11 protein-coding genes are annotated in these 13673 nt (G+C 73.8%); 3 read left to right on the top strand and 8 right to left on the bottom strand.

Annotated elements, in window-relative coordinates:
• From D1350_RS00470 to D1350_RS00480, 3 genes are read right to left on the bottom strand one after another with little or no spacing between them, the layout of a single operon-like run.
• Positions 1 to 957: an alpha/beta hydrolase gene (locus D1350_RS00470; protein WP_125772813.1), complete on the bottom strand. Its 957-nt coding sequence runs from the start codon at positions 955 to 957 to the stop codon at positions 1 to 3.
• 16 nt (positions 958 to 973) lie between these two features.
• Complete coding sequence (locus D1350_RS00475; RefSeq protein WP_125772815.1) at positions 974 to 1855, bottom strand: LppM family (lipo)protein; 882 nt, start codon at positions 1853 to 1855, stop codon at positions 974 to 976.
• A complete protein-coding gene (locus D1350_RS00480; RefSeq protein WP_125772817.1) occupies positions 1852 to 2613 on the bottom strand; it encodes a metallophosphoesterase family protein in 762 nt (253 codons plus the stop codon). Before D1350_RS00480 ends, D1350_RS00475 begins: the two co-directional genes overlap by 4 nt.
• A gap of 126 nt (positions 2614 to 2739) precedes the next feature.
• Here D1350_RS00480 and clpB point away from each other — a divergent pair, with 126 nt between their 5' ends.
• Positions 2740 to 5355 carry an ATP-dependent chaperone ClpB gene (gene clpB, locus D1350_RS00485; protein ID WP_125772819.1) on the top strand — a complete coding sequence of 872 codons (2616 nt, stop codon included), beginning with the start codon at positions 2740 to 2742 and terminating at the stop codon, positions 5353 to 5355.
• Between the two features lie 56 nt (positions 5356 to 5411).
• Here clpB and D1350_RS00490 read toward each other — a convergent pair whose 3' ends face one another.
• Entirely contained in the window at positions 5412 to 6860 is a 1449-nt protein-coding gene (locus D1350_RS00490; RefSeq protein ID WP_125772821.1) for a family 43 glycosylhydrolase, read from the bottom strand.
• A 158-nt stretch (positions 6861 to 7018) separates the two neighbouring features.
• Positions 7019 to 8530 carry a septum formation family protein gene (locus D1350_RS00495; protein ID WP_125772823.1) on the bottom strand — a complete coding sequence of 504 codons (1512 nt, stop codon included), beginning with the start codon at positions 8528 to 8530 and terminating at the stop codon, positions 7019 to 7021.
• A gap of 103 nt (positions 8531 to 8633) precedes the next feature.
• Between D1350_RS00495 and D1350_RS00500 the strand changes: the two genes are divergently transcribed.
• The gene (locus D1350_RS00500) at positions 8634 to 9245 is read left to right on the top strand and encodes a DUF1349 domain-containing protein (RefSeq protein WP_164544976.1); all 612 of its coding nucleotides are present in this window, start codon (positions 8634 to 8636) and stop codon (positions 9243 to 9245) included.
• A gap of 2 nt (positions 9246 to 9247) precedes the next feature.
• Here D1350_RS00500 and D1350_RS00505 read toward each other — a convergent pair whose 3' ends face one another.
• From D1350_RS00505 to D1350_RS00515, 3 genes are read right to left on the bottom strand one after another with little or no spacing between them, the layout of a single operon-like run.
• Positions 9248 to 10111, bottom strand: a complete 864-nt coding sequence (locus D1350_RS00505; protein ID WP_125772827.1) for an exodeoxyribonuclease III — start codon at positions 10109 to 10111, stop codon at positions 9248 to 9250.
• Positions 10112 to 10121: 10 nt separating this feature from the next.
• Positions 10122 to 10838: a response regulator gene (locus tag D1350_RS00510; RefSeq protein ID WP_125772829.1), complete on the bottom strand. Its 717-nt coding sequence runs from the start codon at positions 10836 to 10838 to the stop codon at positions 10122 to 10124.
• Positions 10835 to 12475 (bottom strand): sensor histidine kinase, encoded by a 1641-nt coding sequence (locus D1350_RS00515; RefSeq protein WP_240643790.1) that lies wholly within the window; start codon positions 12473 to 12475, stop codon positions 10835 to 10837. The genes D1350_RS00510 and D1350_RS00515 overlap by 4 nt, the downstream gene beginning before the upstream one ends.
• Positions 12476 to 12643: 168 nt before the next feature.
• On the opposite strand from D1350_RS00515, the gene D1350_RS00520 reads away from it, so the two are divergent.
• Complete coding sequence (locus tag D1350_RS00520) at positions 12644 to 13672, top strand: Bug family tripartite tricarboxylate transporter substrate binding protein (RefSeq protein ID WP_125772830.1); 1029 nt, start codon at positions 12644 to 12646, stop codon at positions 13670 to 13672.
• The last annotated feature ends 1 nt before the right edge of the window (position 13673 follow it).

Raw genomic sequence — 13673 nt, forward strand, 5'->3', positions numbered from 1 at the left:
TCAGACGCGCGCGTCCAGCCAGTCCAGCGCGGTGGTGAGGAACTTCTGCCGGACGGGCTCCGCCGACAGGGCCAGGTCGTGCGCGCCGCCGGGGATCGTCACGACGTCCACCGACCGCCCGATCTTCGGGGCGAGCGCCAGGATGTGCCGCACGTCCAGGACGCTGTCGGTGGTGAGCAGCTCGTCGTGCCACCGCTTGCCCGTCGACGTCCGGTCCGAGGCGCAGACGAGAACCGGGCAGGTGACGTCGAGCCCGCGCGCCACCCGGGCGTGGGCCCGGCGGATCGAGTGGAGCCAGGCCGCGCGCACGGGGAACCCGGCATAGGGCTTCCACGCCAGGTCGTACCCCCACTCACCGTGGAGGGCCCGGCCGTAGCTCTCGCTCAGCCCGCCCAGCCGGAGCCGGGGCGCGACGGGCCCGAGGACGTGGAGCAGCCGGGTCGTCACGATCCGGTGGTGCCACCCCTCGTTGAGGTCGAGCCACGGCGAGTTGAGGACGAGCGCCTCCGCACGTCCGGGGCGCGAGTTCGCCCAGAGGGACGCGACGAGGCCGCCCATGGAGTGCGCCAGCACCACGATCCGCTCGTGCCCCTCGGCCCGGATCGCCTCCGTCGCGGCGTCCAGGTCGAGCGCGTGCACGGCGACGTCCCGGACGTAGTTGGGGTCGCCGCCCTCGCGGAGCGACCGGCCGTAGCCCCGGAGGTCGACGGCGTAGAACGGGTACCCGCGGGCCGCGAAGGTCTCGGCGACGTGCCGGTGGAAGAAGTAGTCCACGAACCCGTGCACGTACAGCACCGCGGGACGGCCGGAGCCGGCCACGTCGTCGGACGTCGCCCCCGACGTCGAGGCGACATGCCGGACCAGGGTGGCCGTGACGCCGTCGGCCCCCTCGTCCGGGAGCGGGAGGCTGCGTGCCTGGAAGTCAGGGCCGAGCACGTCGTCGTGCCATGCGGTCATGCGGGTCCTCTCGGGATCACACGCCGGGCGGGAAGCTCGGCGGGCGGTGGGGGTCCTGCGGGTACTGCGGGTACTGCTGCAGCGTCGGGTGCTCCTGGCCGTGCGCGCCAGGGTACTGGGCGGGGTACGCCACGCCCGCGCCCGGGCCCGGGGCCGCGGGCGGGCGCACGCGCAGCGCCTGCCACACGACCACGCCGAGGAGCAGCAGGATCGCGAGGCCGCCGACGGCGATCAGCGGCGCCAGCCAGCCGGGCACGCCCGACGACGTCCCGCCCGCCACGGGCGCCCCGCCCGCCTCCGCCGCGGGCGGGGGCGGGGACGGCACCACCGACGCAGGGTCCACCGCGGACCCGCGCGCGTGGATCGTCGAGACCTCGCCGACAGGCGGCGTCCAGGTGACGGTGGTGCCGGCCACCGTGCCGTCCGCCTCGGCGACCGGTCCGGGGAAGGTCACCCGGAGCGTCACCGTCAGCACGTCCTCGGCGCGGACGCCCCGGATGTTCAGGGCGTCCTCGGTGAGGTCGACGGTCGCGTCGACGACGTAGTCGTCGCCGTCCCGGACGACGGTCACGGGCAGTCCTGCCGTCTCCGGCAGGCTCGCCAGAGGCCCCACCGGGTATACGTACCGGGTGCCCGTGTACCCGCCCTCGACGTACTCCTCCGTGCGCTCGGCGCCCCGCTCCGGGTCGCCCTTGCCGCGGAGGGCGTCCTTGAGCACGTCCTTGGCCTCGCGCCCGGTGCTGTCCGCGAACTCGTCCTCGACGGCGATGACGAGCGTCGAGCCGGCGGTGTCGTCGGGGTTGAGCACGACGTCGACGTCGGCCCGGATGCAGCCCGACAGCAGCAGGGTGAGCGCGGCGAGCACCCAGGCTGCGGCGCTGCGGCGGGTACGGGTCACGTGGCTAGCATGCCGGGCTTCTGGCGCCCGCGGTAGACGGCGGTGCGGAGCTCGACCTCCCAGACGTCGGCCTGCGGCATCCGGAGCCGGTGCGCCACCGCCACCTCGGCGTCCACGTCGTAGGGGACGCGGACCACCTGGAGGCCGAACGGCCCGGGGTCCGGTGCGTCGGGGACACCCTCGAGGATCACGTAGGAGGGGACCGGCTCGTCGAGCGGGTTGCCCACGCTGCCCACGTTGAAGAGGGTGCGGCCGCCGTACACCTCGACATAGACGTCGTGGATGTCGCCGTAGCCCACTATCGTGGGCTCCGGGCCCGGCCCGGTGAGGTCGGTGGCGGCGAACATGCCGGCGAACTCTTCCGGCGTGTGGTGGAAGTGCACGCGGGTGTGGACGCTCGCCGCGGAGGCGTGGAACAGGCGGATCCGGCGCCCGCTCATCAGCAGGTCGTGGCTGAGCGGGAGCATCCGCAGCCACTCGTGCTGGTCGGGCCGCAGCTCGTCGCGCCACCAGACCATCTCTGGCGCCGCGTCGTCCGGGATCCCGGGGAGGAAGTCGTCCCAGTTGCCCCGGATGTTCACCTCGCACACCTCGCGGCAGCGGTCGGTGACCTCGCTGCCCCGCGGGCCCTTCCCGACGTAGTCGCCGAGGTTGAGGATCCGGTCGATCCCGCGGGCGGCGATGTCGGCGAGGACGGCCTCCAGCGCGGTGAGGTTGCCGTGGACGTCGGAGATCAGGGCGATCCGTTCGATGGGCACGCGGGGATCCTTCCACAGCGGCGCAGCGAGCGACCGTCCGAGGTCGCGCGCGTGAAGTTGAGTGGAATAGACTCAACTTTGACGAGGTTGCCCCAGCAGAACCATTCAGCAGCATCCGGAGGTGCCATGGACGCCAAGTTCACGACCAGGTCGCAGGAAGCGATCGGGGACGCCATCCAGTCGGCGTCCGCGGCCGGCAACCCGCAGCTCGAGCCGGTCCACCTGCTCGCGAGCCTGCTCGCCCAGCAGGGAGGTGTCGCCGTCGGGCTCCTGGAGGCTGTCGGGGCGAGCGCGCAGGCCGTGGGCCAGAAGACGCGCGCGGCCCTGGTCGCGCTGCCCAGCGTGAGCGGCGCCAGCACGGCCCAGCCGAGCGCGAGCCGCGCCATGGCGACGGCCCTCGACCTGGCGGGCAAGGAGGCGCAGAGCCTCGGCGACCAGTACGTCTCCACCGAGCACCTGCTCATCGGCATCGCCGCCGGCCAGTCGCCGGCCGCCCAGATCCTCGCGGCCGAGGGCGCGGCAGCCGACGCCCTGCGGTCGGCGCTCCCGGCGGTCCGGGGGTCCGGCCGGGTCACGAGCCCCAACCCCGAGGGCACCTACAGGGCCCTGGAGCAGTACGGCACCGACCTCACGCAGCGCGCGCGGGACGGCCGGCTCGACCCCGTGATCGGCCGCGACGCGGAGATCCGCCGGGTCGTCCAGGTGCTGTCCCGCCGCACCAAGAACAACCCCGTCCTCATCGGCGAGCCCGGCGTCGGCAAGACGGCCGTCGTCGAGGGCCTCGCCCAGCGCATCGTGGCGGGCGACGTGCCGGAGTCCCTCAAGGACAAGCGCCTCGTCGCGCTCGACCTGGCGAGCATGGTCGCGGGCGCCAAGTACCGCGGCGAGTTCGAGGAGCGCCTCAAGGCCGTGCTCCAGGAGATCACGGACTCCGACGGCGAGATCGTCACGTTCATCGACGAGCTCCACACCGTCGTCGGCGCGGGGGCCGGGTCCGAGGGCGCCATGGACGCGGGCAACATGCTCAAGCCCATGCTGGCCCGCGGCGAGCTGCGGATGGTGGGCGCCACGACGCTCGACGAGTACCGCCGGCACATCGAGAAGGACCCCGCCCTGGAGCGACGGTTCCAGCAGGTCTTCGTCGGCGAGCCCTCGGTGGAGGACACCGTCGCGATCCTGCGTGGCCTCAAGGAGCGCTACGAGGCGCACCACAAGGTGACGATCGCCGACTCGGCGCTGGTCGCCGCCGCCGCGCTCTCCGACCGCTACATCAGCGGCCGCCAGCTCCCCGACAAGGCGATCGACCTCGTGGACGAGGCCGCCTCGCGGCTGCGCATGGAGCTCGACTCCTCGCCCGTGGAGATCGACGAGCTGCAGCGCGCCGTCACCCGGCTGGAGATGGAGGAGGTCGTCCTCAGCGAGTCGGACGACGCCGCGTCGACGGAGCGCCTCGAGCGGCTGCGCGCCGACCTCGCCGACCGGCGCGAGGCCCTCTCCTCGCTCACCGCCCGGTGGGAGGCCGAGAAGGCCGGCCACAACCGCGTGGGCGACCTTCGCGCACGGCTCGACGAGCTGCGCACCGAGGCCGACCGCAAGCTCCGCGAGGGCGACCTGGAGGGCGCGGCCCGGCTCCAGTACGGAGAGATCCCGGACGTCGAGAAGCAGCTCGTGGAGGCGGAGCGCGCCGAGGCGAGCCGCGAGGACGGCGACACGGCCGCCGAGGCGCCCATGATCGCCGACAAGGTGGGCGCCGACGAGATCGCCGAGGTCGTCTCGGCCTGGACCGGCATCCCCGCCGGGCGCCTGCTCCAGGGTGAGTCCGAGAAGCTCCTCCGCATGGAGGACGTCCTGGGCGAGCGGCTCATCGGCCAGCAGGCCGCGGTCCGCGCGGTGTCCGACGCCGTGCGGCGGGCCCGCGCGGGCGTCGCCGACCCTGACCGGCCCACCGGCTCGTTCCTGTTCCTCGGCCCCACGGGCGTGGGCAAGACCGAGCTGGCGAAGGCGCTCGCGGACTTCCTGTTCGACGACGAGCGCGCCATGGTGCGCATCGACATGTCCGAGTACGGCGAGAAGCACTCGGTGGCGCGGCTGGTCGGCGCGCCCCCGGGATACGTCGGCTACGAGGAGGGCGGCCAGCTCACGGAGGCGGTGCGCCGCCGGCCCTACTCGGTGATCCTGCTGGACGAGGTCGAGAAGGCCCACCCGGAGGTCTTCGACCTGCTGCTCCAGGTCCTCGACGACGGCCGTCTCACCGACGGTCAGGGCCGCACGGTGGACTTCCGGAGCACCCTCCTGGTGCTGACGTCGAACCTTGGGTCCCAGTTCCTGGTGGACCCGCTGCTGGACGACTCCCAGCGGCGCGAGTCCGTCATGACGGCGGTCCGCGCGGCGTTCAAGCCGGAGTTCCTCAACCGGCTCGACGACGTGGTCCTCTTCGACGCCCTGACGCTCGACGAGCTCGGCAGCATCGTGGACCTGCAGGTCGCCGCGTTCGCGGAGCGGCTGAAGGACCGGCGGATCACCGTCGAGGTCACGGACGCCGCCCGCGAGTGGCTGGCGCTCGAGGGCTTCGACCCCGCGTACGGCGCGCGCCCGCTGCGGCGCCTGGTGCAGCGCGAGATCGGCGACCGGCTCGCCCGCCAGCTCCTCTCGGGCGACGTGTCCGACGGCGACACCGTCGTCGTGGACCGTCTGGAGGGCGCCGGCGGCCTGGACCTGCGCCCGGTCATCCTCACCGGCTGACCCCACCCCCCACCGCTGTGGGTACGTGTACCCACAGCGGTGGGGGCGGCTCAGGGTCAGCCGCGGCGCCAGTGCTGGGCCTGGGACCCGTTGCACGTGTACTGCGACAGGCGGGCGCCGTTCGCGGTGTTCCACTCGTAGTTGTCGAGGCACAGGCCGCTGGCACGGTTACGCAGGGAGAACCAGCCGCTGCCCTGGTCGACGATCGCCCAGTCCTGCGTGGTCCCGCCGTTGCAGGACCACAGACCGATGTCGGAGTTCAGCGCCGTCGACCCGTCGAGCGCGTCCAGGCACTTGCTCGCATAGGCGTTCTTGATGCGGTAGTAGCCGCCCACGTAGGTGAGCTCCCACTTCTGCACGGACCCTGTGGTGCAGGTGTAGAGGCGGACGAGCGCGCCGTCGGCCGTGTTGTGGTCGTAGTCGTCGACGCACTTGTTGCTGTGCCGGCCCCGGATCCCGGGCTGGCCGGACCCGGTCTCCTGCGGCTGGCCGAAGAACGGGAATCCGTTGGCGTCCCAGTAGAGCTGCTGGGCCCTCGTGTGGCGGTTGGGGTCCGTCAGGGCGTCGGGGTTCGGGGTGGCGTAGTCCCGGGCATGGAAGATCAGCATGTCCGTCGCCCCGTCCTCGGCGACGGTGAAGCTGCCGTGCCCGGGCCCGTAGACCCCGTTCGCCGTCTGGAACACGGGCGTCGACTTCTTGGTCCACGACGACGCCGAGAGCAGGTTCGCCGAGGCCGACGCGTAGATGTAGCCCAGCTTGTACCGGGAGTCCGTGGCGGAGGCCGAGTACGCGATGATGACGCGCCCGTTCTTGACGATGGGCGAAGGACCCTCGACCACTCCGGCGACGCCCTCCATCTCCCAGGAGTGCGTGGGCCGGGCGATCTCGATGGCTGTGGCGGTGTCGATCGTCGTCGGCGACGTCATCCGCGCCAGGTACATGTGGCTGTTGTAGCTCGTGCTCGGGCTGTCCTGCGCCCAGGAGAAGTAGCGGACGCCGTTGTGCGTGAACGAGGCCGGGTCGAGCTGGAACGACTCCCAGCCGGTGGTCATGCGCTGCGGTGCGCTCCAGCTGCCCGTCATGGGGTTGGCCGACGTGTTCCGGATCCAGTAGAGGCGCTGGTCGAAGCGCGCTGAGCTGGGCGACGCCGAGAAGTACATGTACCAGGCGCCGTCGTAGAACTTGATGTCGGGAGCCCAGATCCAGCCGCCGAGGGCACCGCTCGAGGGGGCGGTGAAGGCCGTGCTCGTGGCCGCGGACCCCAGGCCCGCGAGGGTCTGCGAGCGGCGCAGCTCGACGCGCTTGTAGTCGGGTACCGAGGCGGTCATGTAGTAGTAGCCGTCGGTGTGCTTGTAGATCGACGTGTCCGCCCGCTGCTGCACGATCGGGTTCGGCACGTCGATGAGCTGGGCGCCGGCAGGCGCCGCGGGGATGAGGGCGAGCGTCGCGAGCGCGGCGACGCCGCCGGCGACGAGACGCCGCCACCTTCGGGCGAGCAGGTTCATGCATGACTCCTTCGTCAGGTGCAGCGCCCGGCACGTCGCCCGGCGGTCCACGGTGACCTCGGGATGTGAGCGCTAACATTCTGATTGTCCCGGCAGGCGATCGTGTCGTCAAGACCGGTCCAGAAGGGGCAAAAAGGCTGATCGGGCGTGGCCCGGCGTCACTCCAGCAGCGAGCCGGTGGACGGGGACGCGCTCGACGCCAGGCACAGGCCCACGCGGTCGCCGTCGGCCCACGACTGCTCGCTGGGCGTCCACACCACGTAGGTGAGGGACGCCGACGACTCGGCCGCGCGGGCGGCCTCGCCGAGCTGGTCGGGCCCGCAGACCTGTGAGACCCGCTGGCGCGCGGCGTCCTCGCCCGGCCAGATCGCCTCGGGCGCGAAGTCCGTCCGGCCCACCACCTGCGCCGAGTGCTCCTCCGCACAGGGCACCACGGTCACCCCGGTGACAGCACCGTCCGGCGGGAGCTGCTCCACGCACGTGCCGAGCACCAGCTGCACGGCGTCGGCCTCCTGCGCCGACGCGACGTCGCCCTCGAGGTACGACCAGTCGCCCGGGTCCACGGCGTTCACCACAGCGATCGTCCCCAGGGTCAGCAGCACCGCCGCCCCGGCGACGCTCCCCGAGAGGGCGAGCCTCCGGCGCCGGGCGGCGGGGTCCACGGGCGTGGCCGGCTCCCACCCCGCGTAGGCGGCCTCGGGCGCGTAGTCGTGCGCCTGCTGCCCGACGCCGCCCCGCGCGCCTCCGCGCACCGGCACCGGGCCGAGCGGGATCGCCGACGAAGGGCGGCGACGGGGGGCCGGGGCCGGGTGCCGCGGCGCCTGGCCGGTCTGCCGCTGGGCCGGGCCCAGGCCCGGGAACGGGAAGGGCGGGAGCACCTCCGTCGCGTCGGCGGGCGAGCCCGGCTGCCGGACCGCGGGCAGCACCTCGGTGACGTCCGCGACCGGGGGCAGCGCCTTGGTCGGCTCGGCGGGGGGCGGCGGGACGGCCGCGTGCTGCGTCGGCGGGGCGAAGAGGGCGGGCTCGTCCTCGGCCTCGACGGCCTCGGCCGCCGACGACGACGCCGGCGTGCCGGAGCTGTCCAGCTTCGCGGCGATCCGGTCGTCGACCGGTGGAGCGTCGTCGTCGACCGGCTCGGGCTCCTCCGGGGTCACCGTGACGGGACCCTGGGGAGCCGCCTGGTGCGCGATGGTCAGGGCGAAGAGCGCCAGGTCTCGGACGTCGTCGTCCGGCGACGCCGCGTCGTCCGTGTCGACCGCGTCCGTGTCGACCGCGTCCGAGGTCCCCGGCTCGTTCGTCTCCGGCTCCTCGGTGTCCGGGCCGGCCGGGACCGGGTCCGCGTCGGCGTCGGCCTGCGGGCCCGCGTCGGCCTCCGGCGCGACGACCGCAGCCTCCGCGGTCTCACCCGCCGCCGCCTCGTCGGTCTCGGCCTGTCCGACGTCGCCGTCCGCCGAGTCCTCGGCCGCGCCCGCGCCCGCGCTCTCGGCCACCGGGCTCTCGGCGGCCACACCCTCCGCCGCCTCACCGGACGCCGTGTCGGCGTCCGGCCCACCACTCTCCGGTGCGTCCGCCGCCGGTTCCTCGGACACCTCGCCGGCCGGCTCCTGGGCGGGAGCCACCCCCGAGTCCTCGGGCTCGGCGGCGTGGGGCGTGTCCGGCGTCGTCGTCATGGGGGCCAACCTACCGATTCTTCAGCCGCCCGACGTCAACCGGCGAGGCGTGCGCGGCGGCCCGCTCTTCCCTCGGCGGGAGGGCGCTGCCAGAGTGGTCCGCATGAGCAGCGGACCCCTGGACCTCGACGGTGTTCGACTCGTCCCGGAGGGACCACCGTCGGGGGCCGCGCCGGTCCTCGCCCACGGCACGCTGACCCTGCGGGGAGCCGCAGGCTCCGACCTCTTCGTGGACCCGCTCGACGGCGCGCGGGCGCCCGGCGCCGAGCGCTGGGTCACGGCTCTCGGAGGGGACTTCATGCTCGCCGCGCACGTCGACGTCGAGTTCCGCAGCACGTTCGACGCGGGCGCCCTCATCGTCTGGGCCGACGACGACGCCTGGCTCAAGCTGTGCGCCGAGCTCTCGCCCGACGGCACGGCGCGGGTCGTGTCGGTGGTGACGCGCGGCCTGTCGGACGACGTCAACCACTGGCCCGTGCCCGGCACCGGCGTGCACCTGCGGGTCGCGCGGCTGGGCCGGGCGTTCGCCCTGCACGCGTCCGCCGACGGCCGCACGTGGGACCTGGCCCGCTATCTGGATCTCGGCGTGCCGCAGGACGTGCCGGTCCGCGCCGGGCTCCTCGCGCAGTCGCCCACGGGCGGCGGCGCCGTCGCGCGCTTCACCGGGGTGCGGCTGGAGAGCCGTCGCCTGGCGGACGTGCGCGACGGCTCCTGACGTCAGTCGGCCAGGTCCACGATCACCGGGACGTGGTCGCTCGCACCCTTGCCCTTGCGTTCCTCCCGGTCGATCGTGACGCCGGTGGTGCGCGCGCGGAGCGCCGGGGTCAGGTAGGCGAAGTCGATGCGGAGCCCCTTGTTCTTGGGGAACGCGAGCTGCTGGTAGTCCCAGTAGGTGTACGTGTGCTCGGCCGGCACGAACTCCCGTGACACCTCGGTGTACCCCGCGGCGCCGAACGCCGCGAAGGCGTCCCGCTCGGCCGGCGTCACGTGGGTGTGCCCGGCGAACTTGGTCACGTCCCACACGTCGGTGTCCAGCGGGATGACGTTCCAGTCGCCCATCAGGGCGACCTGGGCCCCAGGCTCGGCCCACCCCTGGGCGGCGGCGCGCAGCGCCTCGAGCCACGCCAGCTTGTACGTGTAGTGCGGGTCGCCCAGGGCGCGTCCGTGCGGCACGTAGAGGCTCCAGACGCGCACGCCGCCGCAGGTCGCGCCCAGGGCGCGCGCCTCGACCGGCGGCGGCACGTCCAGCAGGGTGCCCGACGCCGGGGTGTCGCCTGCGAGCGGGACCTCGCCTCCGGCGTCGGGCACCACGGCCTCCTTGGCGAAGCCGGGCTGGCCCGGGAAGGAGGTGGCGACGTCGTCGAGCCCCACGCGCGACGCGATCGCGACGCCGTTCCACTGGCTGAAGCCCGTGCGGGCCACCTCGTAGCCGGCCGCCTGGAAGGCGGCGGAGGGAAACTGGTCGTCGCGGCACTTGGACTCCTGGATGGCCAGGACGTCGGTGCCGGACCGTTCCAGGAAGGCGACCACGCGGTCCACGCGCGTACGGATGCTGTTCACGTTCCAGGTGGCGATGCGCACGCCTGACAGGTTACGCGGACGGCAGGCCGCTGGGCCGGTAACGGTTCTCGGGCCGTCCCGCCGAGCCGTAGCGGGGGTTCATCTCGGCCCGGCCGAGCACCACGAGGTGCTCGAGGTAGCGGCGCGCGCTCACCCGTGACATCCCGGCGACGTCCCCCACCTCGGACGCGGACGCGTCCGTGCCCTCGCGGCACGCGGCCGCGAGCGCGTCGACGACGAGCACGAGGCTGCGCTCCGAGAGGCCCTTCGGCAGGCGGGCGTGCCCGCGGGACCCGGCGAGGAGCCGGTCCACGTCGTCCTGGTCGAGCTCGCTCGCGGCACGGCGCACGTCCTCGTGCAGGCGCCAGATCTCGTCGAGACGTTCGTGCAGCGTCGCGGCGGTGAAGGGCTTGACCAGGTAGTGCTGCACGCCGCCCGCCATGGCGCGGCGGACGGTGTCGAGCTCGCGGGCCGCCGTCGTCGCGATGACGTCGACGGGCGGGCCGGGCAGCCGGCGCAGGCGCTGCAGCACGTCGAGCCCGCCGACGTCGGGCAGGTAGACGTCGAGGAGCACGACCTGCGGGGCGAGCGCCAGGGCCAGGCGCAGGGCCTCGGCACCGGTCGCCGCGCTCCCGACCACGGTGAACCGCGGGTGGCGCTCCACGAAGCCGCGGTGGAGGGCGGCGACCGCCGGGTCGTCCTCGACGACGAGGGTGCGCAGCGTCCCGTGCGCAGGCGTGGTCGTCATGGTGTCCCCTCCGGCAGCCGGACCTCGAGCCGTGCGCCGCCCAGCGGCGACGTGCCGACGACGACGGAACCGCCCCGGCGCGCCGCGACCCGCTGGACCAGGGTGAGCCCGATGCCGCGGCCGTGCGTGCGCCGCTCCCCGTCGTGCTTGGTCGAGAAGCCGGGCTCGAACGCGATCGCCCGGAGCTCGTCGGCGAGCCCGGGCCCGTCGTCGTCCACCCTGACGCGGACGTCGCCCGCCGAGCCTGTGACGAGGACCCGCACGCGGCCGCCCGTGCCGGCGGCGTCCACGGCGTTGTCGACGAGGTTGCCGAGGACGGTCAGCACGTCGTCGTGCCAGGTCTCCTCCGCCGCCCCGGCCGGACCGGGCAGGGCCGAGGCGGCGTCGACCTCGAGGGTCACGCCCCGCTCCCGGCTCGTCGTCGCCTTGACCAGCAGCAGGGCAGCGAGCTCGGGGGACCGCACACCCGGTGCGACGCCCGATGCCGTGAGCAGGCCGCCGTGACCCACGCGGGCCACGAACGACACCGCCTCGTCGATCTGACCCAGCTCCAGCAGGCCCGAGACCACGTGCAGCGTGTTCGCGAACTCGTGGGACTGGGCGCGCAGGGAGTCCGTGAGGCCGCGCGCGCCGTCGAGGTCGCGCAGCAGGGCGTGGAGCTCGGTCCGGTCGCGCAGCACGAGGACGGTGCCGACGTCGCGCCCGTCGGCTGTGGCCGGTCCGGCGTGGGCGAGCAGCACGCGCTCGCCGGCGAGGACCAGCTCGCCGCCGGGCGGCGCGCCGTCGGGCTGCTCGGTGGGGCCGGGGGCGGCGGAGCCGGCGAGGGCCACGAGCTGAGGGTCGAGGACGTCGCGTGCGTCGGCGCCGACGACGGCGGCGCGGTCGAGGTCGAGAAGGCGCAGGGCCTCGTCGTTGGCGACGACGACGCGGCCCTTGCCGTCGAGCCCGACCACTCCCTCGGTGATGCCGTGGAGCATCGCGTCGCGCGTCTCGAGGAGGGCGGCGATCTCCTCGGGTTCGAGGCGGAAGATCCGGCGGCGGACGAGCCGGGTGACCCAGGCGGCGGCGACCACGCCGACGACGGCGGCCCCGCCGACGGCGAGGTAGAGCCAGTCGAGCCCGTCGCGCCAGTCCGCGCGGAGCTCGGACTCGAGGATGCCGACGCTCGCCGTCCCGATCACGGGTGCGGCGACGTCATCCTCTGCTTCGCCGTAGATGGGCACCTTGACGCGCCAGGAGGTGCCGAGCGTCCCTGTCTGGGTGCCGGTCCATACCTGCCCGGAGAGCGGCACGGAGGGGTCGGTGGACACCATCTCGCCGACGAGCTCGGGGTTCGGGTGGGAGTAGCGGATGCCCTGGTCGTCGGTGACCACGACGTACGTGACGTCGGAGGCCTCGCGGATGAGCTCGGCGATCGGCTGGACGGCTGCGGCGGGGTCGGCGTCGTCGAACGCGTCGCGGATGGCGGGGAGACCGGCGACCGAGAGGGCCACGCCCGTCATCCGGTCGAGGTACGCCTGGCGGAGCTGGCGCTCCTGGACGGCGGACGCCACGGCGGCCGTCGCGCACACGAGGACGAGCACGATGACGACCTGCAGCGTGAGGAGCTGCACCCGGAGCGACATTGCCCTCTGCACGCGACCAGTGTGCGCCTCGCGGGGCGCGCCGCCCAGCACGCGCCGCGACCATTACGACCACAACGTCCAGTACGACCACAAGGTCTTCTCGACGGCGGCCTGTTCCTACGCTCCGGGCATCAGGTCGTGGACGCCCGCACCGCAGCGGGCCACGCTCAAGGAGGAGTCATGCGATCACACCGCACCGCACCCGCTCGCGCTCTCGCGCTGGCCGGGGTGCTCGCCCTGGCGCTCGGCGCGTGCTCGAGCCTCGAGTCCGGCGCGCCGTCGGACGACGGGGACGTGGCGGCCGCCACCACCGTCGACGAGCTGGACATCATCGTCCCTGCCGACCCGGGCGGAGGCTGGGACCAGACGGGTCGCGCGATGCAGGCGGGCCTGCAGTCCGAGGGGCTGGTCAGCACCGCGACCGTCACGAACGTGGGAGGCGCGGGCGGGACGGTGGGCCTCGCCAACCTGGCGAACACGACCGAGCCGAACACGCTCATGGTGATGGGTCTCGTCATGGTCGGCGCCGTCGAGACCAACCAGTCGCAGGCGCGCATCGAGGAGACCCGGCCGATCGCGCGGCTCACGGAGGAGCAGGAGGTCATCGTGGTGCCGGCCGCGTCGCCGTACCAGACGATCGACGACCTGGTCGAGGACGTCCTCGCCACCGGCAAGGACGTGGCGATCACCGGCGGCTCCGCGGGAGGCACGGACCACATCCTCGCCGCGATGCTGCTCAAGGCCGCGGGCGTCCCGTCCGACGAGGTCGGCGGCACGCTCAACTACATCGCGTACTCGGGCGGCGGCGAGTCGCTCGCCGCGCTGCTCGGCAACAACGTGGACGCGGGCATCTCCGGCGTCGGCGAGTACGCGGAGCAGGTGAACGCGGGCACGCTGCGCGCCCTCGCGGTCTCCGGCGGTGAGCGTGTGCCCGCTCTGCCCGACGTGCCGACCCTCACCGAGGCCGGCTACGACGTGGAGCTCACCAACTGGCGCGGCGTGGTCGCGCCGGGCTCCGTGACCGACGAGGAGGCCGCGGCCCTCACCGAGCTCGTGACCACGCTCGCCGAGTCCGAGGCCTGGCAGGCCACCCTCGAGGAGAAGGGCTGGGACGACGCGTTCCTCGCGGGCGACGAGTTCGGCACCTACCTCGAGGGGAACATCACCGAGATCCAGGGCGTCCTCCAGGACATCGGGCTGGTCGGCTGAC

This window comes from Antribacter gilvus (assembly GCF_003946865.1).
Lineage (GTDB): Bacteria > Actinomycetota > Actinomycetes > Actinomycetales > Cellulomonadaceae > Antribacter > Antribacter gilvus.

Excerpts from the sequence above, each read along its gene's own strand:
- D1350_RS00495 (WP_125772823.1), bottom strand. The coding sequence starts at position 8,530 with ATGACGACGACGCCGGACACGCCCCACGCCGCCGAGCCCGAGGACTCG.
- D1350_RS00510 (WP_125772829.1), bottom strand. The coding sequence starts at position 10,838 with ATGACGACCACGCCTGCGCACGGGACGCTGCGCACCCTCGTCGTCGAG.
- D1350_RS00490 (WP_125772821.1), bottom strand. The coding sequence starts at position 6,860 with ATGAACCTGCTCGCCCGAAGGTGGCGGCGTCTCGTCGCCGGCGGCGTC.
- D1350_RS00520 (WP_125772830.1), top strand. The coding sequence starts at position 12,644 with ATGCGATCACACCGCACCGCACCCGCTCGCGCTCTCGCGCTGGCCGGG.
- clpB (WP_125772819.1), top strand. The coding sequence starts at position 2,740 with ATGGACGCCAAGTTCACGACCAGGTCGCAGGAAGCGATCGGGGACGCC.
- D1350_RS00470 (WP_125772813.1), bottom strand. The coding sequence starts at position 957 with ATGACCGCATGGCACGACGACGTGCTCGGCCCTGACTTCCAGGCACGC.
- D1350_RS00500 (WP_164544976.1), top strand. The coding sequence starts at position 8,634 with ATGAGCAGCGGACCCCTGGACCTCGACGGTGTTCGACTCGTCCCGGAG.